General features: G+C 62.3%; 19 protein-coding genes. 10 read left to right on the top strand and 9 right to left on the bottom strand.

Translation table 11 applies throughout. The annotated features are described in order from the left end of the window. Positions 1-146 precede the first annotated feature (146 nt). Positions 147-896, bottom strand: coding sequence for a PRC-barrel domain-containing protein (locus KZO25_RS12685; protein ID WP_223137235.1), 750 nt, complete (start codon positions 894-896; stop codon positions 147-149). 394 nt (positions 897-1,290) lie between these two features. Then, complete coding sequence (locus KZO25_RS12680) at positions 1,291-1,848, bottom strand: hypothetical protein (RefSeq protein WP_223137234.1); 558 nt, start codon at positions 1,846-1,848, stop codon at positions 1,291-1,293. A gap of 331 nt (positions 1,849-2,179) precedes the next feature. Between KZO25_RS12680 and KZO25_RS12675 the strand changes: the two genes are divergently transcribed. Beyond that, on the top strand, positions 2,180-2,953 hold the full coding sequence (locus KZO25_RS12675) for a DUF1499 domain-containing protein (RefSeq protein WP_223137233.1): 774 nt from the start codon (positions 2,180-2,182) through the stop codon (positions 2,951-2,953). A gap of 68 nt (positions 2,954-3,021) precedes the next feature. Here the strand turns inward: KZO25_RS12675 and KZO25_RS12670 are convergent, their stop codons facing one another. Next, on the bottom strand, positions 3,022-4,065 hold the full coding sequence (locus KZO25_RS12670; RefSeq protein ID WP_066444165.1) for a proline racemase family protein: 1,044 nt from the start codon (positions 4,063-4,065) through the stop codon (positions 3,022-3,024). Next, entirely contained in the window at positions 4,062-5,198 is a 1,137-nt protein-coding gene (locus tag KZO25_RS12665) for a zinc-binding dehydrogenase (protein WP_223137243.1), read from the bottom strand. Before KZO25_RS12665 ends, KZO25_RS12670 begins: the two co-directional genes overlap by 4 nt. Before the next feature lie 362 nt (positions 5,199-5,560). Here KZO25_RS12665 and KZO25_RS12660 point away from each other — a divergent pair, with 362 nt between their 5' ends. Both KZO25_RS12660 and KZO25_RS12655 read left to right on the top strand, forming a co-directional pair. Then, positions 5,561-6,511, top strand: coding sequence for a diacylglycerol/lipid kinase family protein (locus tag KZO25_RS12660; RefSeq protein WP_223137232.1), 951 nt, complete (start codon positions 5,561-5,563; stop codon positions 6,509-6,511). A gap of 27 nt (positions 6,512-6,538) precedes the next feature. Continuing rightward, positions 6,539-7,549 carry an alpha/beta fold hydrolase gene (locus KZO25_RS12655; protein ID WP_223137231.1) on the top strand — a complete coding sequence of 337 codons (1,011 nt, stop codon included), beginning with the start codon at positions 6,539-6,541 and terminating at the stop codon, positions 7,547-7,549. Here the strand turns inward: KZO25_RS12655 and KZO25_RS12650 are convergent. Further along, on the bottom strand, positions 7,448-8,746 hold the full coding sequence (locus tag KZO25_RS12650) for an acyltransferase family protein (RefSeq protein ID WP_223137230.1): 1,299 nt from the start codon (positions 8,744-8,746) through the stop codon (positions 7,448-7,450). The two genes, KZO25_RS12655 and KZO25_RS12650, sit on opposite strands and share 102 nt — an antisense overlap. Before the next feature lie 230 nt (positions 8,747-8,976). On the opposite strand from KZO25_RS12650, the gene KZO25_RS12645 reads away from it, so the two are divergent. Further along, the gene (locus KZO25_RS12645) at positions 8,977-12,585 is read left to right on the top strand and encodes a S41 family peptidase (protein ID WP_262488988.1); all 3,609 of its coding nucleotides are present in this window, start codon (positions 8,977-8,979) and stop codon (positions 12,583-12,585) included. Positions 12,586-12,593: 8 nt separating this feature from the next. Here the strand turns inward: KZO25_RS12645 and KZO25_RS12640 are convergent, their stop codons facing one another. The 3 genes from KZO25_RS12640 to KZO25_RS12630 form a co-directional block, all read right to left on the bottom strand. Next, complete coding sequence (locus tag KZO25_RS12640) at positions 12,594-12,911, bottom strand: antibiotic biosynthesis monooxygenase family protein (protein WP_223137228.1); 318 nt, start codon at positions 12,909-12,911, stop codon at positions 12,594-12,596. Positions 12,912-12,994: 83 nt separating this feature from the next. Beyond that, a complete protein-coding gene (locus KZO25_RS12635; RefSeq protein ID WP_223137227.1) occupies positions 12,995-14,227 on the bottom strand; it encodes a DUF3422 domain-containing protein in 1,233 nt (410 codons plus the stop codon). 146 nt (positions 14,228-14,373) lie between these two features. Then, positions 14,374-15,273 carry an alpha/beta hydrolase gene (locus KZO25_RS12630; protein WP_223137226.1) on the bottom strand — a complete coding sequence of 300 codons (900 nt, stop codon included), beginning with the start codon at positions 15,271-15,273 and terminating at the stop codon, positions 14,374-14,376. Positions 15,274-15,481: 208 nt separating this feature from the next. On the opposite strand from KZO25_RS12630, the gene KZO25_RS12625 reads away from it, so the two are divergent. Both KZO25_RS12625 and KZO25_RS12620 read left to right on the top strand, forming a co-directional pair. Further along, complete coding sequence (locus KZO25_RS12625) at positions 15,482-16,543, top strand: acyltransferase family protein (RefSeq protein WP_223137225.1); 1,062 nt, start codon at positions 15,482-15,484, stop codon at positions 16,541-16,543. A gap of 45 nt (positions 16,544-16,588) precedes the next feature. Then, on the top strand, positions 16,589-17,482 hold the full coding sequence (locus KZO25_RS12620; RefSeq protein ID WP_223137224.1) for a universal stress protein: 894 nt from the start codon (positions 16,589-16,591) through the stop codon (positions 17,480-17,482). A gap of 16 nt (positions 17,483-17,498) precedes the next feature. Here the strand turns inward: KZO25_RS12620 and KZO25_RS12615 are convergent, their stop codons facing one another. Continuing rightward, positions 17,499-18,212 carry a DUF3581 domain-containing protein gene (locus KZO25_RS12615; protein ID WP_066444123.1) on the bottom strand — a complete coding sequence of 238 codons (714 nt, stop codon included), beginning with the start codon at positions 18,210-18,212 and terminating at the stop codon, positions 17,499-17,501. Positions 18,213-18,337: 125 nt separating this feature from the next. Between KZO25_RS12615 and KZO25_RS12610 the strand changes: the two genes are divergently transcribed. From KZO25_RS12610 to KZO25_RS12595, 4 genes are all read left to right on the top strand, one after another. Beyond that, positions 18,338-21,787, top strand: a complete 3,450-nt coding sequence (locus KZO25_RS12610; protein WP_223137223.1) for a hypothetical protein — start codon at positions 18,338-18,340, stop codon at positions 21,785-21,787. A 336-nt stretch (positions 21,788-22,123) separates the two neighbouring features. Beyond that, positions 22,124-22,555 carry a hypothetical protein gene (locus KZO25_RS12605; RefSeq protein WP_316935702.1) on the top strand — a complete coding sequence of 144 codons (432 nt, stop codon included), beginning with the start codon at positions 22,124-22,126 and terminating at the stop codon, positions 22,553-22,555. Continuing rightward, positions 22,524-23,714 (top strand): OprO/OprP family phosphate-selective porin, encoded by a 1,191-nt coding sequence (locus KZO25_RS12600; RefSeq protein WP_223137222.1) that lies wholly within the window; start codon positions 22,524-22,526, stop codon positions 23,712-23,714. Before KZO25_RS12605 ends, KZO25_RS12600 begins: the two co-directional genes overlap by 32 nt. A gap of 45 nt (positions 23,715-23,759) precedes the next feature. Then, entirely contained in the window at positions 23,760-26,612 is a 2,853-nt protein-coding gene (locus KZO25_RS12595) for an EAL domain-containing protein (protein ID WP_223137221.1), read from the top strand.

Genomic DNA, 26,612 nt, shown 5'->3' with positions numbered 1-26,612 from the left:
CCTCGGGAACAGCGCCAGTCAGGCGCTGCGCGCCATGCCTGGCGCACAAAAAGAAAGGCAAGGCGCAATGGCCTTGCCTTTCCGATGCCTTTAAATGTCCTTCACAGCTGATCCGTGCTGCCTGGCGGTGAGGCTATCTCACATGACTAGTTACGTCCCCAGGCCTCGGAAAGGGTCAAATCGTCATCCACTTCGCTGTAGCGCTCCTCGTCGTATTCGTTGGTGCTTTCCAGCTCGTCTTCACCATAGGTCTGTTGGAACACCAGTTGGTCGTCCTCCAGGAGCATCTCCGCTAGCGGCAGAGTGATGTCCGTGCCACCCATGCCCCAGAAGCCCCCAACGGTGATAACCGCATGAAGGTCACCGGTGTCGTTATGCTTGACCACTTCCTGGATATCACCGATCTCCTTATCTTCCATATTGATGACGGTCATGCCTTCCAGTTCGCTGACCTGCATGGAGCCAAGTGACTCATCCAGCGTGGCCTCGGCCGGCCCTGCCTCATCGAATGCATCGTCGGCACCGGTCGCGGGAGCCTCATCGGCCTCCATGCCTTCGGTGTCCATGCCTTCGGTATCCATGTCGTCGGCCGTTTCATCGACATCCATGTCATCAGCCATGTCGTCATCGGTCGTATCGACGTCCATATCGTCGGCGTCCATGTCCTCATAGTCTTCGACATCGTCGCCTTGGGAATCCAGGTCGTTTTCATCACGATCCAGGGCGTTCTCGGGATCCTCGGTCACCTGTTCGGGCTGTTCTTCGCTCATTGCTGCATCACCGTTGAGCTCGTTTTCATCCTCGGCATCCTGAGCCAAGGCACCGCCTGCAAGGCCGGCGGAAATTGCGCCGATGGCGATAGCCAATAGTGTTCTCTTCATTCCATTTCTTTTCATGACAACTCCCTCCTAGAGTTAAGAACTACCTTATCAAGATAGGTCGGCAATCTTGGTCGATACAGGAGAAATGCGCAGCAAAACGTTAACGAAAGAAACCGCTTAGTCACCATTGTTTACCGTTTATCCAGACCGCGTGATGTTGTCTGGAGGCGGTCGGGCATGGTGACCTCTAAGACCACCAGGGCAAGGACGACCGTGGCCGAGGCAAGAAAGACGGCACGGTGAACCGGCACACCAGCAGATTGTGTCGCGTGGAACTACCATAATGATCGGAACCGGCCCGAACCCCGCCGTGGATGCCTTTCAGACTTGGCTGCTCGACGAGGTGCACCACGCCTATGGTGACGATACCTGACTCAGCTCTTCAAAGCTGAGTTGCCCAGAGGTCTACTCATTCGACGATCACGTCCAAGCTATACGGATCGAAACGATAGCGGCCCCCGTCTACCTCAAACACTAGCTCACCCGAACGCCACCCAACGGCGGTATAGCGAGCGTGGGCAGGCACTTGCGCTTCATGGTCCGGTATACGTACCGCCGCGGAATTCTCGCTGACTGTCGCGCCAAGGTTCTGACGATCGACGACGGCCAGGGTATGGCTCGGTGCCGGGCCCTCCGCCTCGAATACCGCGTAGCGCCCATTCTCGCTCCAGGGCCCGAGCGCCAGGTCGCCGCCATACTGAAACGCAGCAGGCTGCGGGTCTCGGTTTCCCACCCGCACCAGCCAGCCGGCACTGTGCGCGACCCCGTCGGTAGTGACTGCCAGCCACTCCCCATCGGGTGAAAGGGAAGCGCCGGTAAACTGCTCCGATGCGCCAAACTCGGTATCGGCATCAACATGGATGCTGCCAGGGATATCCTTGATATGAAGCAGCAGGGTGCCATCTACGGCGTGAAGTCTGCTCTCCCCCACCTGAAGCGGGGCCAACTCGGCGGTAGTCTCGCTCAAGGGTGATGCAGTGCAACCAGCCAGCACAGCCAGGCTCGCCAGAAGGAAAAGGTACGTGCGAATAGCGACAGGGGGGCTCGTCTTCATTGGCTTCTCGGCAGTAAAGAGAAATGGCTCCCGCCTTTCAGGCGTCGTGCCGTATCGGCAGCGGGCACCCACGGCCCCTGCAAGGTAATATTAGCAGCGGTCCGGACGGAGACAGGTATTGATGCAGCCAAGCGGCAGAGCGAGACTCACTGACAGGTTGTATAGCATTGGATGAAATACCGCAGGCGCCATGTATGCCTGGGCGTCCTGCACGATCAAGCATAACAACGGCGAGGAAAGCACTATGCACTCAGCGCGTCGAGGTGGACGGTGGCCGTCGGTGTCGGGACTGCTTGCCCTTGCCCTGCTCGGCTTGGCTACCCTGCTGATGGCTGCAGCGGGACCCACCTATCGCATGGAATGGCTCTCCTTGAGCGGGGCCTTCGACCTGTTGCGCTACGGAGCCTATGCTGCCTTCGCGTCGGCTGGGCTGGGCCTGATCACCCTGGTGGCCGCTGCCTTCTGCCGTCGAGTTAAAGCGGCACTGGTCGGCGGCCTGGCGCTGATTGGCACAATGGCGCTGCTGATCGTTCCACTAACGCACCTGCAGCAGGCACGCTCTGCACCCGCCATCCACGACATCACAACTGATACCGAGGATCCGCCATCCTTCAGGGCGCTGGTGGAAGCCCGCGAGGCCGCACCCAATGCGGTGGAGTACCCCGGCGAAGCCTTCGCCAGGCTGCAGCATGAGGCGTATCCGCACATCGAGCCGCTGGAGCTGTCGAGGCCCCTCTCGGACGCCTTCGATGCGGCCGTGGCCGAGGTGAAAGCCGCAGGTTGGGAGCTGGTCGCCGTCGACGATGGCATCATCGAAGCCGTTGCTACCACCACCTGGTTCGGTTTCGAGGACGACGTGGTAATCCGCCTGCGTGAAAGCGGAGCTGGCGTCAGGGTGGACATTCGCTCCGCCTCGCGCATCGGCCGCAGCGACATTGGTGCCAACGCCGCGCGGATACATGGTTATCTCACGAAACTGGAGTCGCGTGCCCAGCGGGAGACAGGCGCGGTCGATTGAAAGAGACCCAGCGGGCCAGCGTGACGGCGCCCTGTGGACAGCGGCAGGACGCCGTTCGTCGCTACCTGTCAGCCATGACGGCTGCTGAGAATATGGTGCAAGCTGCCGCACTCCACCATGCGATCGTCGCAATTGACCACGATCTCCGAACGGGCCAGGACATAGCTCTTTCCGGTGATGGTGTTCTCTACCACCTGGTGCTTGCCGCCCGCCTCCCGTGAACTGACAAATTCACCGATGAAGCCGGTCTCGCGCAGAGAAACCGTCTCCAGGCGGTCACCGGGCTTGATGGTGCCTTCGTAGTGCATCAGTGCCAGCCGCGCAGAAGTGCCGGTACCGGTGGTGCTGCGACAGATCACGCCCGGGTGAACGTAGGTGGCGGAGCGCGAACGGTAGAAGTCGTCAGCGACCTGGTCCACTGGCCCCATGAAGTGCAGGAACGGCAGCGGCCCCACGTCTCCCAAGGTGTAATGGGAGAAGCCGCTGCTGGCCTGGATAGCCTCGACGATGCGGTGGGCGCATCTGGCCAGCGCCCGCTCCTCCTCCCGCTTGAGCGAGAAGCCCAGCTCCGAGGCATCCACCAGGGCGTAGAAGCCACCACTGTAGGCAATGCTGTAGGTAACGTCGCCCACCTCGGGTACGTTAATGCGTGCCCGATGCGTATCGATGTAGCTTGGCAAGCCACCACAGGTGATGGCCTCGACCACCCCGTTCTCTACCAGAGCCTCAATCTGCACCAACCCCGCCGGGGACTCCAGCATGAAGCGTTGCTTGCCCTCCTGCTTGGGAATGAGGCCGCTCTCCAGCAGCGCAGTGGCCGTGCAGATGGTGTTGGAACCGGAGTAGATCGGATAGCCCATGACCTCCATGATGATGTAGCCCATGCTGGCCTTGGGGTTGGTAGCAGGGACGATCAAGTCCACCGACATCTCGGGAATCCCGTAAGGCTCGTTCAGCAGCAGCCGGCGCAGGCCGTCGGCGTCGTTCTCCAGGTATTCCATCTGCTGGCGCACGGTATCGCCAGGCAGCGGATCGATGCCACCGATCACGATCCGGCTGACGTCGCCGCCGGCATGGGTATCGATCAGGCGCAGCGTCAATTCGTGGCTCATGCCTTCTCCTCGAGTGCAAAGGGCGCACCGTGTTCTTCCCACTGGGCGTCGGGCACGATGACGATCTTGCCCAGGTAGTTGCTACCACGGTTGACGAAATAGGTTTCGGCCCGGTGCAGATCGGAGAGCTTGAAGGCGGCATGCAGAACTGGCTTGAGCTGGCCTTGGCGTATCCACTCCATCAGTTGCTCCGCCTCTTCCCGCGTACCGTGCGAGACGCCGAAAATCTGCACCTGATAAAGATAGATACGGGTCCACATGATTTCGCTGAGATTGCCACCGCTGGCCCCGGCTATGGAGAGACGCGGATAGGTGGAGCGGCGCTTCATGTCGACGATCATGGTGTCGATAAAGCGGTCGGTCATCTCGCCGCCGACCAGATCCATCACCGCATCGATCGGCGCACCGCCGGTCGCTTCCAGCACGCGCTCGACGAAGGTCGGGAGATCGCCTCGATCGACCACCGCCTCGGCACCCATGGCCAGCAGGGCATCCGCCTTGTCGAGCTGACTGACCGCAATGGGGGTGGCTCCCACAATGCGACACAGCTGGATCAGGGCAGTGCCAACGCCTCCGCTGGCTCCGGTTACCAGGACCCGCTCGCCTGCGGTCACATTGGCCGATGTCATCATGTGATAGGCGGTCTGATAGGAACACATGCCCATGGAGGCGAGCTCTGCATCCGCAAGTTCAGGATTGGGCACGTGGTGAAACTGATCCGAGGGCACGGCAACGTATTCGGCGAATCCGCCATCGGCACCATGTCCATAATAGTCCGGCATCAGGTTGATATCGCGTCGTGAATCGGGGTAGAGATTGAAGTCCAGCAGGCCTCGCTGGCCGATGCGCTGGGGGTCGACTCCCTCGCCCACGGCAGCCACCTTCCCAGCCACATCGGCGCCCTGGATGCGCGGAAAGGTCAGCGTCGGAGTTCCCCCCATGGCAAAGGAGGTCACCTCGCCCTTCTCCTTGGTGGGGTAGAGCCCTTCCCGGGCCTTACGGTCGGTGTTGTTCTTGGCCGTTGCGGTAACCCGCACCAGCACTTCGCCCGGCCCGGGCCTCGGCGTGGCCACATCGTCGCGGTAGATCAACTTGTCAATGCCACCATGGCCGGTCAACAGCATTGCTGTCATTGTTTCAGGCACGTTCTCTGTCAGGGTATTGGCTGCCACGTTACCTCCTGCCACGTTACCTCTCGGGTTGCGGATATCTCTCTGCTCGAACATAGCAGAAAATATGCAGTCTCCCAGGGTCCCGGGGACGCCAAATTGAACCACGTTATCCGTCACTGGAGACAGCGCAGGTCAGGATCGATTCTTTCTGAATTGTGAGTCATTTTTACCACTTCTTACTTCTTGTCATGTCTCGTTACGGCATGATGCTTCATGCAAAGCCACTCGAAATTTCATTGTCGAAGCGAGAGACTTCGGTGCATTAAAACCGATAGCTGACTAAGCTCATGGGGAGCGGGGCGCTGGGGTAAGGAGACACCACGATGCGTGACTGGTTGATCATCAATGGCAAGGCGGGCGATGGAAAGCGCGGCGAGTCATTCTGGAAGGCCCACCTGAACGCCGTGGGCATGACCGATTTTACGACACGCGACCTGACGCAACCGACCTGGGATAGCGATATCTGCGAAGGCGATCGAGTACTGGTGGCTGGTGGCGACGGTTCCGTCAACCGGGTGGCATCGCTTTGCGTCGAGCGCAAAGCGACCCTGGCTGTGCTGCCCTCGGGAACGGCGAACGACTTTTCCCGAAACCTGGGGCTGCCGGAAGACCCGGCGGAGCTATGCCGACTGGTCGCTTCGGGTCAGACCGCCGATGTCGATGTCGCATGGATCGATGATCGGCTGTTTCTCAATGTCGCCCATATAGGCTTGGGGACGGTACCCAGCCGGGAAGCCTCACAGGGGCATAAACGGCGGTGGGGCCGCTTCAGCTATCTTTTCACTTTGGCGCAGAGGGTCGGCTTGCAAAAAGGTATTCATGCCCGCATCGAGTGTAACGACCAGGTCGCCGAGGGACGCTGGCTCACCATTGCCATTGCCTCGGGCGCCTATTTCGGCGGCGGTCACTACATTGCCGAAGCCAGGATCGACGATGGCTATCTGGACGTAGTGGCGGTGCGCCAACGCCCCTGGCTGCCTCTGCTGGTTGCCTTCATCACGACTCGCTTGCTGAGACGTACACCTCGCCGTAACGACACCGTCGTGCATTTCAAGGCGCCAGAATGCCAAGTCAAGTTACGCCATGCCCATACCCTGACCGCGGATGGCGAGGACATGGGTCGCATGGCAGACGTTGTTGCCTTCACGCGGCGCGGCGTGCTCAAGGTGCTGTGCGAGCAACTTGCCCCGCCCCAGCCGCTCATGCTGAGGGAGAAACGCTTCACGCCCAGCGACACACACCCGATGGCATGGTCAAGCTCCGGACCATTCTGAGGGCTCACTAGTTCACGCTGTGGGCAGGTGCAGAACGGCGACGCGTCACACACCATCGTCGGCCCACAGCTTGCCCAGGGGGGCTTCAAGCTTTTGTGTTTACGAAAAATTGTTACCAAGCGTATAGAGCATGGCGCCTTTCAAGCTGGCGGCCTCCCCATCAGGAATGGCGAGAGCGGGCTCCGAACCGGCTGGGTACTGCTGAGAGGGCTGATACGTGAGGCTCGGCATTGGGAAGGCCTGCCGGAACGGTTGGCCGACGCCCTGGGTGAACCGACGCATGCGCTGGACCTTCCCGGCAATGGCCAGCGTTGGCGCGAAGTCAGCCCGACCGATATCGATGGCATGGTCGAAGCGCTGCGCGAGCAGATCGCCCGGGATGGTATTCCTGGCCCACACCGTGTGCTGGCGATTTCACTGGGCGGCATGGTGGCACTGCGCTGGGCACAGCGCTTTCCTGATGAGGTGGAATGCCTGGTGTTGATCAACTCGAGCCTGCGCGGCATCGCACCGTTCTACCAGCGACTCCGCCCACGCCAGTATCCACGCCTGCTGCTGGCACTGCTGCTACCGCTCAGTCATGAGCAGCGCGAACGCTTGATCCTACGCATGACCACGCGATTGCAGGATGATCTGCCCGCAGTAGCGCAGCGACACGCCCGATGGCAGCAAGAGGCCCCGGTCAGCAAGGCCAACCTGATACGCCAATTGCTGGCCGCCACTAGAGGATTCACTCCCCCGCAGACGCTGCCCGGTTTGCCGACGCTGGTGCTGACCTCGAAATCCGACCAAATGGTGTCGTGGCGCTGCTCGAAGCGCATCGCCGAGCGTTGGGGCTGGCCGCTCGAACTTCACTCAAAGGCCGGCCACGACTTGCCGCTGGATGCCCCCGAATGGGTGGTCGAGCGCATCCGCCGATGGCGAGACACCGAATTATCATGCGCGCAGCAGCCAGGAGGCGAGTGCCACCCCCACCAAGCCGATAACTGCGCCGGGGAAGGCACCCAGGCCAAGGCTGACCCCCAGTCCGACGAATAAGGCACCGCCTCCCGTGAGAATGGCCGCCTTGCTGGTCGTGTGTGGCACATCCTCCTTGCGATAGCGCTCGAAGGCCACCACGGCGATCATGACCGGAGTGACCATTAATAGACAGAGCCCAAGCCACTCCAGCCTGCCGATCCAGAAACCCACCTCACCGGGCAGGCCGGCATCGATCGGCCAGCCCAGTCGCATTCCCAGCCAGGTGGCGGGTAGCTCGGCGAACTTGTGCCAGAGATAGAGCTGCAGCCCCAGGGCGCCGAACATCGCCATCCAGCGCCCCATGTGCCGACGCTTGAGAAAAGTGCGCACCGGTGTCTCGAAAAGCACGACCAGGCCGACCTGGAGCCACATAACACCCAGTAGCGCCAGGGTCGGCGGCAGCAGGTTGGTGTCGCCGCCGACATTGCCGTTGACCATCGAGACGGGGTAGCCGACCGCCACGGCCAGCCCCAGCCAGGCCAGTCCCAGCAGCAGCAGGCCCAGGCCGACACGACGTCCGAAGAAGCGTCCGTGCCACCAGGCGATGCCAAGCTGTTGCGGCAATATCCAGACAAGAACGATATTGATCCAGCCAAAGTAGTCGTGGGTGTCGGTGACCTGTGCGCCAAACACGAGCATGTCGGTAAGGCCAGTGGGCCGTGCGCGCAGCAGGTCGATAGTGGCAATGAGCAGAATCAGGCCGGCAACGGCCTTGAGCCCCCAGCGACGGTCTGCCCAGACGCAGAGCGGCAGCAGCAGCTGCACCCCAAGCAGGATCAGCAGGAACCAGAGGTGAACGGTCAGCGAGTGGTTGAGGGGGCCAAGGACGCCATCCCTGGTGAAGAGCGCCGTGAGCGCAAAAACGGTCAGCACTGCCAGGTAGGTAACGGTGGGCCTCGCCAACCCCAGGGCGCGATCCGCCCACCAGTGCAGGTGGGGCTTGCCCCTCTCCAGGCGTTGCTGGACGCCATCGGAACTGACTGCGGCAGAGACAAAAACAAACAGCGGCACCACCTGTACAATCCAGGTATACAGTCCGGCCGGAGCCCATACATCCAGGATATGGTCGGTATCCACCAGGATGCCACCTTCAACGCGGGGCAAGGTCGCCGCCCAATGCCCCAGCACCACGATCAGCAGTGCCAGGGCACGCAGGGCATCCGGATAGGGGTCTCGTTCCTCCTTTACCGCATTCGCGTGTTCTGCGTCGCTCATCCCTCCTCCCGATCCCTGGCCATTCTTTCCTTTCGCTCCCTGCGGTTTCTCCGCCTGGCTCCCGCTCTTCTGGCATTGGCCACTGCGCGAAGATATTCGCTATTCGCAAGAAGGTTAGTTGATTGAGCCCCCCTAACCAAGGAAGCACGCAGACTGGCATTCGAAGGGTCCCGGTTTTGTTGCTACGTTGGGGAACATGCTTCAGCAAAGGGTAAGGCTTGGAAATGGGAATGACGCACGGCACTGTCAGCACCCTGAATAAATCAGTGCAGCGAATGGCTCTGGTAGCGGTGACAGGAGGACTACTGGCGAGTGCATCGCCGCTGGCATTGGCGGAAGTCGGGCTCCCCCGTTTCCCCTCCATCAGTCCGGATGGTTCGGAACTCACTTTCAGTTGGCGAGGCGATCTCTGGCGGGCGCCAACCGACGGCGGCGATGCCATGCGGCTGACCCGCCACGATCTGGATGACCTCTATTCGAGCTGGAGCCCGGATGGGGAATGGATCGTGTTCGCTTCAATGCGCGATGGCTACCTGAACCTGTGGCGTATGCGCCGCGATGGCGGCGAGCTGACCCAGCTCACCCACGGCGACCAGCATCTGCGCAACCCGAACTATGCCCTCAACGAGGACGGCGAGCCGGTCATTACTTTCTCCGGCATGCTTGAAGCCGACGTCTACCGTGACCAACGGCCCTACCAGCTGACGCCGGAGGGAGGCGAGTATCGCCGGCTGCATGATGCCTTCGGCTCCGAGCCACAGCTTTCTCCCGATGGGCAGCGTGTCGTCTTTACCCGCGGAGGGGCCTACCATGGCTGGAACCGGCGCCATTACCGCGGCCCGGACGCCATGAACGTCTGGCTGCATGACCGGGAAACCGACGAGTTCCATGCCCTAACCGAGCGCGATGGAGACGATGGCAGTGCACGCTGGATCAATGACGAGACACTGCTCTTCATGTCCGACAGGGAAGACGAGACAGTCAATCTCTATCGCGTCGAGCTAGGGGAAGAGACACCAACCTTCAACCGACTCACCGACTTCGACGAGCGCGACCTGCAGCACTTCGATGTTTCCCGCGACGGCAGTACCGCCATCCTGCAGGTCTGGGACACGCTTCTCACCCTGGACCTACAGGACCGGGATGCCGAACCCGAGCCGGTAACCCTGCGGGCTGCCGCAGACGGCCGGGACGACCATGAGCTGCGCCGTATCAACCGCGACGTGAGCGAGGCGGCGCTCAGCCCCGACGGCCAGACCATGGCGTATATCGCCTACGGCAGGGTGTATGTGCGGCATATGGACGACCAGAGCCCGACCCAGGCCGTAACGCCGGGCACCCATGCCCGCCACAGGGACATCGCCTGGTCCCCCGACGGCCTGGTGCTCTATTTCGTCAACGACAGCGACGGCACCGAGTCGATTCATGAGGCCCGCGTGGCCCTGACTCGGAACGAAATCCGCCAGGCCCACGAGCGGCAGTCACCCGATGAGCAACCCTCTCGCGACTGGGAGCTCACGGCACCCTCGCCCGATGAGGCGACCAGGCCCACCCCCGAGGAGCCGACTGACCCGGTGCCCGAAACCAACGATGAGCCCGACATCGCACTGCAGGGGGAGGACCCCGAGGACCCGTTCGCCCCGCAGGATCCGGGGTTTCTGATCACCCCCATTCTGTTGCCGACACCGTCGGCCCCGGTAGATGTGCCGGAGCCGCTGCAGGATCAACCGATACAAGCCGAAAGCCTCCCGGAAGAGGAGCTCGACGTCGAGGTTGCCGAGGATGTACCGCCCGAGCACGATCCGAGCCGCTGGCATGACGCAGTCCAGTTCGATGTTCAGCCGCTGGTGGCGAGCGAACACAACGACCGTCAGGTCTCCCCCTCCCCGGACGGCCGCTCCCTCGCTTTTCGCCGAGGACGCGGCGACTTGGTGATAAAGGACCTGGAGAGCGGTGATGAGAGAACCCTGGTCGAGGGCTGGGACAGCTTTACCCACTGGCGCTGGTCGCCGGATAGCCGCTACATCGCATTTTCCCGTAACGACCTGAACTTCAGTGCCAATATCTTCATCGTTCCGGCCGACGGCTCGGAGGAGCCCGTCAACATTACCCGGCATCCGCGTAACGACCTCAGTCCTCGCTGGTCGGCCGATAGCCGCAAGCTGAGCTTCATCTCCAACCGCTCCGGCGACAGCTACGACCTCTATAGCGTCTACCTCGACCGCACCATCGAGACCTATACGCCCCGCGAGCGGAGCACCTACTACCGTAATGCCCGCAGCGAGGCCGATGCTCGCACCCCCCTACCTGTCATGTGGGAGGAGGGCGAAGAAACGGATGCCGGTGACGCACCGACCCTCGAGCTGGAGAATGCCTGGCGCCGGGTTGAACGCATTACGGCTTCTCCCACCCATCAATCGGCCAATGAGATGACGCCGGGCGGCGACCGCTACGTGTTCAATGCCGGCAGCGAAGGCCTGTTCGTCATGGACTGGGATGGCAGCAACCGCACCCGGCTGGGCCCCAGCGCCAACGTGCAGCACCTGAGCACGACCGGCGACCGGGTCGTCTATATCAGCGATGGCCGCGTGGGGGTGGCCCGGCTCTCGGGGGGCACCCATCAGCGGCCCGACATCTCCGACCGCATTCGCATCGACCTGCAGGCTCAGTCGCTGCAGAAGTTCCACGAAGCGGCGCGGATGATCGGCGAGAGTTTCTATCGCGAGGACATGAAGGGGCTGGATTGGTCTCAGGTGGTCGAGGATTACGAGACACTGATACGTCGCGCGCGAACCCCCAGCGAATTCAGCGACATTTCCAATCGCCTGATGGGCGAACTCGCCGCCTCCCACATGGGGGTTTCCAACCCCGGACCGGTATCGGCACTGCGCGAGCCCTCCGGGCGATTCGGCATCGAGCAGGAACCCATCGTGTCGCAGATCGACGGCCGGGCCGGTTACCGCGTCACCGAGGTGATCCCCGAAGGGCCGGCAAGCCGAGGCCCCATGCCTCTGCGGCAAGGTGACATCATCACCGAGATCGACCTTCAGCCCTTCGAGGAGCGCGAGACCCTGCTGCGGCGGCTGCGCGGACTTGTCGATCAGGAGGTGATCGTCACCTTCGACCGCCCCGGTGACGATGGCTATACCGAATACCGCACCATGCTGACTCCGATAAGCATGAGCGATCTTGCACGACTCAAATATGACCATTTCCGCGAAGAAAGTCGCCGCAAGGTCGAGGCGCTCTCCGACGGCCGGCTCGGGTACCTGCACATCCAGGCCATGAACCAGACCTCGCTGGAGGGTTTCCAGGGGGATCTCTACGCCGCCGCGACCGGCAAGGACGGGCTGATCATCGATGTGCGCAACAACGGCGGGGGCCATACCACCGACCGCATCCTGACCTCGATCATGGCAGGTGAGCACGCCTATACGATTCCCGCCGGGGCGGACCGAGAGGCAACAGGCCACTATCCCCAGGACAGGCTGGATGCGCCTCGATACACCCTGCCGATCAATATGCTGGTCAACGAAAAGAGCTATTCCAATGCCGAGATCCTGGCCCACGCCTTCTCCACTCTGGATCGTGGCAACCTGGTGGGCCAACAAACCTATGGCGGGGTGATCTCCACCAACAGCCACACGCTGATCGATGGCGCGACCGTCCGTCGCCCCTTCCGTGGCTGGTTTTTGCCCGATGGAACCGACATGGAGCACAATGGTGCGATGCCCGACATCCTGGTAGAACAGTCACCGGAGGATGAAGTTGCGGGCCACGACCGCCAGCTGGAACGTGCCGTGACAGACCTGCTGATGCAGCTCGACGCGAAGGAGTAGCGGCCAGGCTAGCCACCATAGTCCCGCTCGACCCTGGCAATACGAACCTTGAAGTCGGCATACCAGCTCGAATGGCCCAGGCGCTGGGCCTCCCGGTGTTCCACATTCTGTTTCCACTGTGCGATCGCCTCCAGGCTCGCCCAGTAGGAGACAGTGACGCCAAGCCCCTCGCGGGCAGACTCCATGCCCAGGAAGCCCTCCTGGCGTGTCGCGAGGTCGACCATCCGCTCGGCCATGACGCCATATCCCTTGTCGCCATCGGTGCGAATCGAGGTGAAGATGACAGCGTAGTAAGGCGGTTGAGGCGTACTAGCGATCTCGGTCATGTTGTCCTCATCTATGGTTGCTGTGCAAAAGGCCTGCCTCAGTGACACGGAAAACGGCGTCGACTTGGCCGCGACCCTGTACCTCAATGCTGCTTGACCCGCCAGATACGCCAGGCAAGCACGCCGATGATGGCAAGACCCAGCGGGCCGATGATCGAGGCGGCCACGCCGGGCACCACGGGCACCCCAAGCGCACCGAGACTCTCCAGCGACAGCTTGAACAGACTGAAGACGTAGTAACTGATGACAATGATCGAGAGCCCCTCGACCGCCTTCTGGATCTTCAACTGACTGCTGGCGCGCTCGTTGAGGCTGTGCAGGATGCCCGAGTTCTGCTCTTCGATCTCGACCTGGGCACGAGTTCGCAGCAGGTCGTTGAGCCGCGCCACGCTCTCGGCCAGGCTCTCCTGGCGCCGATTGATCGCGGCACAGAAATGCACCGTGGGACGAAAGCGGCGCAGGATGAAGGTCCCGAGACGAGGACACTCCTGCACTCGCGATTCACGCAGCTCTTCGATACGGGTAAACACGATCCGGGCGTAGGCCTCGGTGGCACTGAAGCGCTGCCGCGACCGGGCGCCGCTTCGCTCCAGGCGAGCCGAAAGCAGTGAGAGGGCCGAGAGCAGCGGGCGCGGGTTGGTCTCAGCCTGCTCGGCATTGCGATCCGAGAGTTCGCCTAGCTCGGTCTCGTAGCCCTGCAGCTCGAGGCCGAGCTCCTTGGCCAGGGGCAGCGACAGCGAGGCCACCATGCGGTAGGTCTCGATCTCCAGTAGTCGGCGCACCATGCGACCGAGACGGAAGGCGTTGAGCCTGCGGTTGATCAGCAACAGATGATTCACGCCCTCCTCGGTAAGGCGAAAATCACTCCATACGATGGCATCGCCACCTCCCACCAGAGAACCAGCCGGGTCGTTGAAGCCATACGCTTCCCCTTTTCCACTCCAGGCCTCCTCAGCCTCCACCAGGACCAGGGTGGCATTGATCAGCAGAGCCTGATTGGCAGCGATGATCGAAGCCAGTGGCTCGGGCGCCGCCGGCCATCGTTCGCTGTCACTGCCACGGGGTAGCAGCAGGGTGAGCGTGAAGAATTCGGTATGCCGCTCCCACTTCAGGGTCATCCCGTCGAAGGACAGAATTTCCTGAACGGATTCGGTATCCAGCTCGAGCCCCGTTATCTCGCCCAGCTGTGCCAGGATGGCGTCACAGCCTCCACCCTCATCCAGAAAGGCGTAGTGGTGGACGTGGGCCGGCTCCGAAAAGTAGATGGAGGGCCGGGCGTGCAGTTCGTTGTGCAGGCGTTCTCGTTGGGGGTGCATGTCGGGGCCTGAAAGGTATGTTGTTTCCCGAGACTAAGGTCTTAAGGCCCCCAAGCCAACTGCTATCATGCTTTTCCAGACCGCCCCAACCTTCGCAGCCGGTCCGCAACGCGGCCCCAGGCGGGCGCCTTCGGGCGGCCTGGGCTTCACCCTGCTGCGTCCTGCTGCGCCAGCGTCTCCAACGGCACCGGTCCCTGCAGGAACTGGAACATCCACTCGAGCGCGCTGGGCAGGCTGGCGCGCCAGACCCGCCAGGTATGCCCACCACCCAACACATTCAGGGGGACCAGATCGGGCTGATGGTGTTTGAGCGCCTGATGCACCAGGCGGGCGTGATGCTCTGCGTTGTAGACGTCACGATTGCCGGCGCTGAGATAGATCGGCACGACGATTCCTCGTTCCAGGTAACGATCGAGATGGGCGGTGTAGTTACGCCGCTGCCAGAGCTCGGTGTCGAACTGGCCGTTGTCGTCGAGGAAGGCGGGGTGTCGATTCGCCGAGGAGTTGGCAGGAGGCAGCGGATGGTAGCTGGCCGGGCTCAGGGCCGCGGCGGCTCCGAAGAGCTCCGGCCGCTCCAGCGCGAAATTGAGGCTGCCATAGCCCCCGGCGGAAAGCCCGGCTACGCCGCGCCACTCCCGCTGTGGAACCACCTGCCAGGACGCCTCCACCCGGGGCACGAGGTCCTCGAAGAAAGCCGTACGCGCTGCCTGATTGTAGCCATCGATCCACCAGCTCTCGCTGCCGGGCATCACGATGACCACTGGCGGAATGACACCCTGGCGAATCAGGCGGTCCGCGGTCTCCTTCAGCGCCCCACGCTCGACCCAGTCGGACTCGCTGCCGAAAGAGCCATGCAGCAGGTAGAGCACCGGGTAGGCAAGATTCGATTCGCGGTAGCCTGGCGGCAAATAGAGGGTATAGGCGTAATCGCGCTCCAGTACAGTCGAGTGGAAACGATGGTGGGTTACCTCTCCGGCCAAGGCCGGGGTGGTGCCCAGCAGTAGCCCCAAGACAAGGCAGAACCTGATAGCGTGGCGGATCGTCATGCACGGACTCCCTGTGCCCGGGAACGGATTTATGAAACACTGTTTCCCAAATCTGGGAATTTCTCCTCCTCCTCGTGGTCGACAGCACAGCGGTGCGGGATGTTCCTACTCGCCGTCACAGCTGACGGTTTCAACTACCGGCGAAAGCCACTTCACCGTTGACAGCTACGACTACCAGAGACAGCACAGCAGGGAAGGCCAAAGGACCATGAAGCGAATCGAAGAAATCTATTGGCTGCGCTTCTACGGCTGTCTTGCCGTCTTCGCCTTTCACCTGCTCGATCGACTGAACCAGCACGTCGACAATGTCTATGTCGACCTGGCCCGTATCCCCACGGTCCTCGGCACGCCAATTTTCATCTTCATCTCCATCTTCCTGTTTGCGGCCCGTTATGGCAGCCAGCCGCCCGATGGCTTTCTCAACAAGCGCCTGCAGTACGTGATGGTGCCCTATCTGGTCTACGGACTGATCTATTCGACGACCAATTTCTTGAGCCTGCGCCAGGAAGGCATCGACATCGGATTCTGGGAAAATCTGGTCTTCTATCTGGTCTATGCGGGCTGGCACGGCTACTTCCTGATCATCGCCATGCAGTTCTACGCCTTCTACTGGCTTTATGCTCGCTATGGTCTGGAGCGCTGGCTGAAACCTGGCCCCTGGCTGGTGATCGGCAGCCTCATCGGCATGGCCTACTGGGGACTGACCCGCCTCTACGGCATCGAGCCTCCCGGCTACCTGCTATGGATCGCTCCCTTGGGCTGGATCTACCTGTTCTTCCTGGCCATGCTGGTGGTGCGCTACTACGCCCAACTGGCCCCCCCGCGCCTGGATGAGGTGCCTGTATTGAAGCGGCTCTCCCAGCCACGCTACCTGGCGGCCTTCGTTGGACTCATCGCCCTGCTGACGCTGCCCGGCTGGCTGGAGTACTCTTCCAAGGAGACTTGGGTGGTGCCGCTATTCATCCTGTTCACGCTCTGCGCGGTCACTCGCCTGCGCCACCGGCCGGCGCCGCCGCTGGTCAAGTACGTCAACCAGTACTCCTTCGGCATTTACCTGGCCCACCCCATGTTCTTTGCCATGGTGGACGCGGTCAATGCGATTCTGGTCATGCCGATGCTGGTGTATACCGTCCTGCTGATCGTGGCCGGCCTCGCAGGTTCCATCTGGCTGAATCAGCTCGCCAACCACACTCGCTGGGGCGGGATGCTGTTCGGTAAACGGCTATTTGTCCCGGGCATCCGGCAGACGCCAGCGGGTCAATTGCGCTAATCTGGAAACCTGACTCACTATCTCTGCCTGCAAGGGAGACCTACCATGAGTGAGCACATTTCGCTCGTGATCGTGCCAGTGGATGGCTCGCCCACCGCCGATGCTGCGGCACGTCATGCCGCCATGCTGGCCCGCCTGCTTCAGGCATCGCTGCAGCTGCTGCATGTGATGCCGCTGAATCCTCCTGAACTCAGCGACCTGCCCGCCAACCGACGAGCCGAGGCCGACCGGGACCGTTCACTGCGCCTGGAAGCGGCCAAGAACGCCTTCTCCCGTGCCAGGCAATCCATCAGCCCGCCGCTGGAGACGTCCATCGACGAAGTGACGCTGGAAGACGACACCTTTATCCGCCATCCGGCACGCGCCATCATCGAACATGCCAAAAACCATGAGGCGTGCCTGCTGGTGATAGGCGCCCGCCATCTCAGCGATATGGGCAAGTTCGTGGAAGGCAGCGTCAGCAACGAGGTGGTTCACAAGTCTCCTTGCCCGGTCACGGTGGTGCATGCCGAAGCTGCCCCGGAGGATATACAGCATATCGGCCGGGTGTTGCTGCCGGTGGACGGCTCACGTCACAGCGACAGCGCCGCGCTTCTGGCAGGCGACCTGGCACGCAGTGCCGATGCAGCGGTAGAGCTGCTGTTCTGTCGCCCGTCGGGCAAGCCACCGCAGCAGGCAGATGAACCCACCGACGATGCCGAACGCATCTTCCAGCGCGCGCGCAAGGTGCTGGGCGATGTGCCGGCGGGCATCATCGAGCAGGTTTTGACCGGCGAGCGCTATGCCGAGGCCATCATCCAGCAGGCCCGACGCCACGAGGACTACCCGGTTATCGTGATGGGCCGCAGGGGGCTTGGCACATGGCGGGAAAAGCTCCTGGGAAGCGTCAGCCATCGGGTCATCGACCAGGCGTCTTGCCCGGTGACGGTTGTGGTGTAAGCCGGCATGCGTTCTGTCACCTGCCGGCTTCGTAGGCGGCCTTGAGCCGGTAGAACTCGGTGACGATATCCTCCATGGCAGAAGCGTCGTAGTCACAAAGCCCGCTTACCACCAGCTTCTTCGAACCGCTGCCGATCTCGTCCCCGCCATCAGTGATACGAAACTGCAGGGTCACGTCGCCGCGTTTGCCACTCACCGTCATGCTCGAATCCACCAGCTCCAGCGAAGGCCTCTCCAGGTCAATTCTTTCCAGCGAGAAGCCCATGCTGTCGTAGATCACCAGTGGGCGACGCGGATTGAACATGACGCCCTTTTCTTCGAGCAGCGGCTTGAGTACGTGGGGGAAGTTCCTGCCCGAGAACGCCACGTAGCAGCGGGTGAAGGCCTCCACCGCCGACTCGTCCCGGGTCGTTTCCCCGCTGCGGGTCACATCGAGATAGCGCTTGCCGTCATCGTCGCTGACAGCGATGTGCCCACTTTCATCCTCCTCCAGGCACAGCGTAGTCCCGTCACCGACCATGCTGCGAAAATGGAAATCCATTTCCCGGGAAAGGCCAAAGCGGCTCAGCACCAGGGCAAACAGCAGGTCGCCGGGAACGCAGAAGCGACGCGCCTTGGGGTCGTGAATGGGGTTGAAGTCGCCCGCGATACCCTTGGCGAAGTCGCTCGCCTGCTGTGCCGTGATGCGAATGTGCGAATCCGTTTGCGTATAGTAGGAATCAAGAAACATATGTGGTCCGGCCTGCCCTGGATGATGTGCCACAAAAAGTAACGGTGATGATGCCATAAAATCCCCGAGTGCGAAGCCACCGGGACCAAGGCCCTGATCGCCAAGGAGAAGGCAGCCGCCTGACGATGTCTCAGAACAGTGAAAGAACACCGTCTCCTCGCCGTCTTCGCGTTCGGCCTCTGCTCTGGCTGCTGTCCGGCCTGCTGATGCTGGCGCTGCTGGCACTGGCAGGCACCAATATCCTGCTCAACAGCACCTCGGCACAGAGCTGGATCGACCGCCGCCTGCCCCATGTCACCATAGCTTGGGAAGCCGGGTGGAGCCTATGGCCTGGGCGACTTCACTTTCAAGGCCTGACCATCGAGCGCCATGCCACCGAGCTGCCTCTCTACCTCGCGGTGGACGAGGCGGAGGTGCGTATCGCGACAACCGGGCTGTTGCGACGGCAGCTGACCCTGCAGCAGCTCGACGCACACGGCATTCGCCTGCTGCGGGCTGGCCCCCATCGACTGGAGGGCGAGGGCGAGCTGCAAGCCAGGGGCCTTGAGCTCGCGACACGGCGAGTAGGCACCAATTCGTTCCGGCTGACGCTCGATGCCGGCTCGCTATGGCGGGACGACATTTTGCTGGCCGATGATCTCAGGCTCGACACAACGCTGAACGTCGCCCCTTTCGACCCCTCTCCCGGCCTGGATCGGCAGCAGTTGAACCAGTTGTCCGGGCGCCTTTCCCTGGACGGGCGCGCCGATGCCTGGGATGTCTTCAACCCCTATCTCCAAGCTACGCCCTGGCTTTCGCTGGAGGGCAGCGGAGCCCTCACTGCCGAGCTGATGCTGCATTCCGGCAAGCTCGCCGCGGATAGCCACGTGACGCTGGAATCGCCGAACCTGGCCGTTGAACTCGATGAAGCAGCCTTGCTGGGTAGCCAAGATGGCAACGCAAGCCGACAGCGTCTCTCTGGTCGAGGGCGGGCCAGTCTAGTCGTCCATGGCGGGGAGGCGCCTGGGCGGACCCACCTTGACGTGAGCCTGGAGGATGTGGCGATGAGCCCCGCTGAGGCAGATGAGGAAGACCCGCTGCTGACCAGTCGACGCTTCGCGATATCGGCCCGGCTCGAAAGCGCCGACCTCACCGCGCCCCCCGCGCCTCCCGCCTTGGCGCGAATGACCTGGCAGGAGGCCGAGGTCCCCGACGTGAGCCGCCTTGCGCGCTATCTCCCCCCCGGATTGCCGCTGACGCTTCACGCCGGCACCGCACGGCTGGATGCCCGGTTCGACTATCAGGAGGGCCGGCTCGAGGGGCGGGCCGACCTGAGCGGCAATGACATCGCGATGACACTGATGGAACAGCCCCTCATCGGCGAGCTCTCCCTGGGGTTGAACCTTGCCGAGCTGGACCCGATGGCATCTCGCCTGGACCTCTCGGGCAGCCGGTTGCAGGTGACGGCCGCCCGGGAGGACCCGGTGGGCGAGGCCAGTCCCATGGTCACCGAGCTGAGCTTTCCCCAGGCCAGCTTCACCGCACCAGGAGCGCTCGACGCGTGGTACGCCCCCGATGGTGCGGCACCTCTGGACGGCGCGGTGACCGTGGTCGGCCGGGTATCACACCTGGCCTTTCTCGATACCTTCCTGGAGGACGCCTTCAATGGGCGCGGAATGACACTGGACGGTGCCGGCCGGCTCTTCGCCGACCTCAGGTTCGAGGACGGCCAGCCCATGGGGGGCAGCAGCATGCGCATCGAGGCTTCGACGCTGGAAACGCGCTTTCTCGAGTTTCACGCTCGGGGCAGAGGCAGGCTCATCGCTCGCCTTGTAGAGGCGTCCGATGAACCCACCGCCGAATTGCAGCTCGACCTGGAACAGGCAAGTCTGACCCGTGGCCAGGATACACGCCCCCTGCTGATAGCACCCTCCCTTAACCTGACCGCCGAGATCGATACCCTGACTCGGGACCATGCCGCACGCAGTGCGACCCTGCAACTGAGCTGGCCGGAAGCGGCCATACCCGATGTAGCGGTATTCGCGGACCACATGCCCGACTCGTCGCCGCTCAGACTGCTGGGCGGCAGCGCCACGAGCCAGGGACAGCTGACCTTTGACAGCAGCGGAGTGCGAGGGGAGATCACGCTGTCCGGGCAAGGCCTCCGGGCGGGGTTGTTCGATGCCGAAGTGCTGGGTGAGATCATCCTGGCGCTGCCAATACGCCATGCCAGCCTGGACGGAAGCACCCTGGATCTCTCCGGCTCGCGCTTCACCCTGGCGCTGGACGACACCGATGAACCGCAGCGGGTGACGACACGGCTATTGGCCCGCCAGGCTCGCTTCACCGATCCTTTCGGCGCTAACGGCCAGACGCCCCGTACCCGACTTGTGCTGGACGGCAGCGTCGACCGGCTAGCCTTTCTCGATCGCCTGCTGCCCCGTGCCCACGGCCTGACGCTACGCGGCGCCGGCCAGCTCCAGGCCGACCTCAACCTGGTGGGCCACGAGCCCCAGCCAGGCAGCCGGCTTCGCATTGATGCCGACCGGCTGGCCGCCACCTTTCTCGACTATCGCGTCAGTGGCAGCGGCAGGCTGGAAGCCCTCATCGAAGGCGACCGGGCCGAGCCCGAGGCACGCCTGTCACTCAACCTGGCCCGGCTCTCCCTGGGACGGCGGGACGGCACGACCGAATACCTCAGCGGCCGACACTTCCGGCTCGAGACGACCCTGCCCCGCTTTACCGTCGACCCGGAGACAATACCGGCGCAAGCCATCACGACACGTATCGAGCTACCCATCACCGAAGTGGCCGATATCACCGCCTACAATGACTACCTTCCTCCGGGGGCCGGGCTCGCCCTGCTCGGAGGCAGCGCCAGCCTGATGGCCGATCTGCGGCTGGAGGGCCTACGCGCCCAGGGAGACCTGTCGCTCAGGGCGTTCAACAGCGACCTCCAAGTCGGCGAGCAACGACTCCGTGGCGACCTATCCCTGGATGCCCGACTGCGAGAGGGTAACCTTGAGACGCGCACCTTCGATGCCGCCGGTACCCGTCTACGCCTGGACAATGTCTCACTCGAGGGACCCGAAGGAGGGCGAGAACGCGGCTGGTGGGCCCAGCTCGACCTGGAGCGAGGGCGGCTGACCTGGCAAGAGCCCCTCAACCTTTCGGCTCGATTCGGGCTTGCCATGCGCGACTCGGGGCTGCTGGCTAACCTAATGCTGGCCCGCGCACGTGAACGACCGAGACTGGCCCGCCTGCTGACTGTGCCGATGATCAGCGGCCATGCGGATGTCGACCTGTCCGACAACAGGCTGCACATCAGTGACCTGCGCCTGACAGGACGCAACCTGGAAATGCTGGCAGACCTGCGCCTAATCGACGATAGCGTCCACGGTGAGTTGTATGCCCGCCTTGGGGCATTCCGGATCGGCCTGGCCCTGGATGAGGAAGGGCGCGACCTACAGCTGTTTCGGCCGCGCCGTTGGTACCAGAGCATCGAAGAGGCTCGAGCCGAAGCGGATACCCGCCAGCCGCTACCCTCGGGCTGGCAACAGGAAATAGAGGGAGTTTCCGCCTCCCCGCCACGCTAGCAGACTGAAAAATATGCTAGCTTAGCCAAGCCGGGTCGCTAGCGTTGATGTTCGGACGCACCGCTTTCGCTTTGTGAATAACGCCAAGCGTCTATTGTGCAGATATGTATCATTGATGTAAGACTATTACATTCCAACAGTAGGGTACTGCCGGGGACTGAGCTGGTTCACGGCAAAGGGGACGGGGGAACGCACTATCGATACCTGCAAGAGGTCCTGGCCAATACCGTCATGCCCGGGGCCGGACACGAGGCAGTCATTGTCCGACAGGGCGCTGATGCCATCGGCTCGCGCCGCCGTGGCGCTCCGTACACCAAGCCTGGTGGAAGGTGCCGTGTGGCTGTGTTGACGCGTCTGCTACCGATAATGCTGCTGCTGATGCTGGCTCCCGCGACCAGTGCTGACCAGCGTCAGGTGGCCTTGATTGTTCACCCGGATGTCGATACCCGCACCTTGACCCGCGATAACGCCCGCGCCATCTTCGCCATGCGCCAGCGCACCTGGCCCGATGGGCAGGCCGTGCGGGTCTTCGTCCTTCCCGGCAGCCATGCCGTGCATGGGCGCTTCACCAAGGAACATCTGGCCGTCTACCCCCATCAGCTGCAGTTGGCCTGGGACCGGATGGTCTTTTCGGGTACCGGGCAAGCACCCAATAGAGTCAGCAGCCAAGCCGAGATGCTGGAGCGCATCGCGACCACGCCCGGCGCCCTTGGGTATCTGGAAAGGGAGTATCTGGATGATCGAGTCCAAGTTATTTCGATGGAGTAGTCGTTGCTCCCCGCTGTTGGCTGCACTGGCGCTTGGGGCGCCGGTCGCTGCCGCGGAGGAGGGTGTGCTGGATACACTGCAAATGCATGGGTTTCTCAGCCAGGCCCTGGTGATCACCGATCGAAATGATTTCTTCGGCCCCAGCAGCAGCGATTCCGGTAGTCTCAAATACACCGAAATCGGTGCCAATGTCTCGCTTCGCCCACACCAGGACTTCCTGGTTGCGGCCCAGTTGCTGAGCCGTCGTGCCGGCGGTGATGGTCAGGATGCTCGCCCGGTGCTCGACTATGGCGTCATCGATTATCAACTGCACTCCAGCCAGCAGCGAACCCTGGGAGTCCAGGCCGGGCGTTTCAAGAACCCGTTCGGCTTCTATAACCAGACGCGGGACGTCGCCTTTACGCGGCCGAGCATTCTGCTGCCCCAGTCCATCTATTTCGACCGCACCCGTTCGCTGGGCCTCTCAGCCGACGGAGGCAGCGTCTATGCCGAGGAGCGACTGGACACGGGAACACTAAGGGTCAAGGCCGGCATTGGCACTCCAACAACCCGAGGCCTGGAAGATCAACTGTTTCCCCCCGGCATGGGCGTCCACGTGGATGGCAGCACTTCCTATATCGGGCAGGTACTCTATGAGCATGGCAACGGACAATTCACCGCCGCACTGAGTGCCGCAGACGTCAATCTGGACCTCAGCTCAGGTTTCGGGGATGGCGAGCTCAACTTTCAACCCTGGATACTCTCGCTGCAATACGATCAGGAAAACTGGGCCTTGACGGGTGAGTACGCTATACGCAATGTCTCCCTTTCCGGTGATATACGCCAATCCGACACCACCGGGGAGAGCTGGTATGTGCAATATACACGCCGCTTCCACCCTGACTGGAAATGGCTGATACGCTACGACAGCCTGGTAACCGACCGCAGCGACCGTTCGGGCACCGCCTACCAGGCCCAGGGCCTTGGACCTGCCCACGCCCGCTATGCCGATGACATCACCATGGGGTTGCAGTGGAATGCCACGCCGAGGTTGCTATTGGCAGCCGAATACCATCATATCGATGGGACCGGCTGGCTGCCGCTACAGGACAACCCGGACCCTGCCGAGACTAAACGCCGTTGGAATATGCTGCTGTTCCAGCTTTCGCTTCGCTTCTGATCCGCCATAGTTGACTTCTTCAACCTCGGGTAGGGATAAGCTTGCATGAGCGCATCGAAATCCCAGGGAATACGCCACCGACTAAGCCTTACATGGCGAGTCATCGCCATGAGCAGCCTGCTGCTGCTGGCGCTGGTGGTACTGTTTACCTGGCTCGGCCATGCCAACCTGACCCGCCAGTTCGAGGAGAGCCGCCAAGAGCATAATGCCCGCCAGGCTCGGGAGATTCAGCTGGCACTCCAACGCTCCGAGGATAGCCTGCAGCAGTTGGCGGCCCTGACGGCCGCATCGCCCGACCTTGGCCCCGCACTTGAAACAGGCAACGCAGAGGTACTGTTTCGCTCTCTCTACTCGCAGTGGCCGACCCTCCAGCTCGAAGCAGGAATCGATGAAATCCTCGTGTTCGATACCGAAGGCAGCCTGCTAGCAGAGTGGGGCCAGGGCCAGGCCGATAACGAGCGACCTATCCAGGCCTGGGTCAAGCAGGTCATGACCACCGAGTTCCCCCTCTCAGCCCTGCGCTGCGCCACTGACTGCCGTCAATATGCGGCCGTACCCATTCTGGTCGCCGGGGAGAGCGTGGGCATTGTCATGCTGTCTCGCTCGCTGGCGGATGTGACCCGCGAGGTCCAGCAGGTGTCGGGAAGCGATGTCGCCCTGCTGATCACTGGCTCACCGGAGCCCCAGACGATGCCGGAGCGACACCTGGAGAACTGGAATGGCAGCCTGATCGCCATGACACGCCAGGAAGCCTATCTCCGCTTGCTGGAAACAGCGGCCGAGCAGACCTCCCTCAATGAGTTACTGCGGTCCCCGCTGCACTTGCATCATCAGGGCGACGACATCGAACTCTCTGCGGTTCATATGGCCTCGGATGAAGATCGACGCAGTAGCGGGTATTTCCTCCTTGCCTCCAATATCTCGTCGCAGATGCAGGCCATCAATCAGGATACCCGAACCCTGCTTGTGGCGGGCATCACGGGCTGGATCGCTGCCGAACTTCTCTTGTTGGCCATCCTGCTGCGCCCCATGGCACGTCTGCGTCGTCTCGCTGGCGTGCTGCCCGTACTCGCCCATGGCGGCTTTGACCAAGCCCGAAGCGCCATCCCCACACCGCACCGACGCTTTCCCGATGAGATCGACGTGCTGGAAGGGACCACCCTCGATCTGTCCAACCAACTGGAAACCCTGGAGCGGGAGGTGGGCGCAAGGGGCGCTCAACTGGCCGAGCGTGTCGCGGAGCTCGCCCGCGAACGAGACTTCGTCAGCAGCCTGCTGGATACGGCACGGGTATTCATCATTATTCAGGATGAGCATGGCCGTATTACTCTGGTCAATGACTATGCCCTCACGGTCATGGAGACCCAGGAAGATAAACTGCTGGGCCGACTGTTCGATGATGTCTTCGCTACTCGTGATAACACCCTCGGTGATGCTGCCGGCCTCGATGACAATGCCGCCCAGGAGGAGCGCTGCCTGCGCACTGCGGAAGGCCGTCAGCGAACCATTGCCTGGTTCCATGCTCCGTTGCCGACGCGCCTCGAGGGAGGAGCCTCCCGCATATCGGTGGGTCTCGATATCACCGAGCGCAAGGTGGCGGAAGCACGCCTGACCTGGCTTGCCGAGCGGGACCCGTTGACCGAACTCTACAATCGCCGCTATTTCCATGAAGCGTTGGCCCTGGCCATGCAGCGCGGACGATCCGGTGCCGTACTGCTGCTCGACCTCGACCAATTCAAGGACGTCAACGAGCTCAGCGGGCATCATACCGGCGACCGACTGCTTCGCATGGTGGCGGACACCCTGTTCCAGGAGTTCGGACATCGCGGCGTGATCGCACGGCTGGGAGGCGACGAATTTTCCCTGCTGCTGGAGGGCGCCGATGACAAGCAGGCCATGTGTGTGGCCAAGCAGATCCTCCCCCTGCTCGAAAATACCGGGCTGGACGCTGGCGGCCAGCGGCACAGGGCCGCCGCCAGCCTGGGCATCGCCCTCTATCCTGACCATGGCAACAATGCCGCCGACATGATGGCCAGCGCCGACCTTGCCATGTACAAGGCCAAGGAGGGCGGTATACAGCGCTGGCATCTGCTCTCTACGGTAGAGACAGCCAAGGATGAGCTCCAGGAGCGAGTCTATTGGGTGGAGAGGATACGCCAGGCCATTGAAGAGGATGGCTTCGAATTGATGGTGCAGCCCATCGTCCGGCTGAATGACAGGAACGTGCGTCATTACGAGATACTGCTGCGCATGCGCGGCCCCAAGGGCTCGCTGATTGCGCCGCTGCATTTCATTCCCATCGCCGAGCGAAGTGGCCAGATCGTCCAGATCGACCGCTGGGTGCTCCGCCATAGCCTGCAGGCACTGAAACACGTTCAGGACAAGGGCATCAGCCTGGCGGTCAACCTCTCGGGGCAGACCCTCCACGACGATGGACTCAAGCAGTTCCTTGTCGAGGAGCTGGCCACGAGCGGTGCCGACCCCAACTACCTGATCCTGGAGATCACCGAGACAGCCGCGGTCACTGACTTCTCGAAGGCGCGTGGCGTGCTTCAATCCATTCGCGACCTTGGCTGTCGTACCGCCCTTGATGACTTCGGTGTCGGCTTCAGCAGCTTCCACTATCTCGGCGAACTACCCGTGGACTTCATCAAGATCGATGGCGCCTTCATTCGCAGCCTGCTGACCAACCCAGACAGCCGGGTCATCGTTCAGGCGATTGCCGATATTGCAGCCGGCTTCAGCAAGCAGGCCATCGCCGAATTCGTGGATCAGGAAGCCCTGGTGCCTCTGCTTGAATCCTATGGCATCACCTACGGCCAGGGGTACCACCTCGGCCGTCCGGTGCTATTGACTGAAGTCATTCCGGAGGCCCTGGGTAGCACAAACCGGGCCTGA

Source organism: Halomonas sp. ANAO-440, from assembly GCF_019915905.1.
Lineage (GTDB): Bacteria > Pseudomonadota > Gammaproteobacteria > Pseudomonadales > Halomonadaceae > Halomonas > Halomonas chromatireducens.
Note: the sequence above shows the minus strand (reverse complement) of the source record. Positions and strands in the feature narration are given on the sequence as shown.

What these genes read in the sequence shown, in the direction of transcription:
- KZO25_RS12630 (WP_223137226.1), bottom strand. Translation starts at nt 15,273, where the DNA reads ATGACGATCCGCCACGCTATCAGGTTCTGCCTTGTCTTGGGGCTACTG.
- KZO25_RS12620 (WP_223137224.1), top strand. Translation starts at nt 16,589, where the DNA reads ATGAGTGAGCACATTTCGCTCGTGATCGTGCCAGTGGATGGCTCGCCC.
- KZO25_RS12615 (WP_066444123.1), bottom strand. Translation starts at nt 18,212, where the DNA reads ATGTTTCTTGATTCCTACTATACGCAAACGGATTCGCACATTCGCATC.
- KZO25_RS12595 (WP_223137221.1), top strand. Translation starts at nt 23,760, where the DNA reads ATGAGCGCATCGAAATCCCAGGGAATACGCCACCGACTAAGCCTTACA.
- KZO25_RS12665 (WP_223137243.1), bottom strand. Translation starts at nt 5,198, where the DNA reads ATGACAGCAATGCTGTTGACCGGCCATGGTGGCATTGACAAGTTGATC.
- KZO25_RS12625 (WP_223137225.1), top strand. Translation starts at nt 15,482, where the DNA reads ATGAAGCGAATCGAAGAAATCTATTGGCTGCGCTTCTACGGCTGTCTT.
- KZO25_RS12600 (WP_223137222.1), top strand. Translation starts at nt 22,524, where the DNA reads ATGATCGAGTCCAAGTTATTTCGATGGAGTAGTCGTTGCTCCCCGCTG.
- KZO25_RS12645 (WP_262488988.1), top strand. Translation starts at nt 8,977, where the DNA reads ATGACGCACGGCACTGTCAGCACCCTGAATAAATCAGTGCAGCGAATG.
- KZO25_RS12640 (WP_223137228.1), bottom strand. Translation starts at nt 12,911, where the DNA reads ATGACCGAGATCGCTAGTACGCCTCAACCGCCTTACTACGCTGTCATC.
- KZO25_RS12675 (WP_223137233.1), top strand. Translation starts at nt 2,180, where the DNA reads ATGCACTCAGCGCGTCGAGGTGGACGGTGGCCGTCGGTGTCGGGACTG.
- KZO25_RS12650 (WP_223137230.1), bottom strand. Translation starts at nt 8,746, where the DNA reads ATGAGCGACGCAGAACACGCGAATGCGGTAAAGGAGGAACGAGACCCC.
- KZO25_RS12685 (WP_223137235.1), bottom strand. Translation starts at nt 896, where the DNA reads ATGAAAAGAAATGGAATGAAGAGAACACTATTGGCTATCGCCATCGGC.
- KZO25_RS12660 (WP_223137232.1), top strand. Translation starts at nt 5,561, where the DNA reads ATGCGTGACTGGTTGATCATCAATGGCAAGGCGGGCGATGGAAAGCGC.
- KZO25_RS12670 (WP_066444165.1), bottom strand. Translation starts at nt 4,065, where the DNA reads ATGAGCCACGAATTGACGCTGCGCCTGATCGATACCCATGCCGGCGGC.
- KZO25_RS12635 (WP_223137227.1), bottom strand. Translation starts at nt 14,227, where the DNA reads ATGCACCCCCAACGAGAACGCCTGCACAACGAACTGCACGCCCGGCCC.
- KZO25_RS12610 (WP_223137223.1), top strand. Translation starts at nt 18,338, where the DNA reads ATGTCTCAGAACAGTGAAAGAACACCGTCTCCTCGCCGTCTTCGCGTT.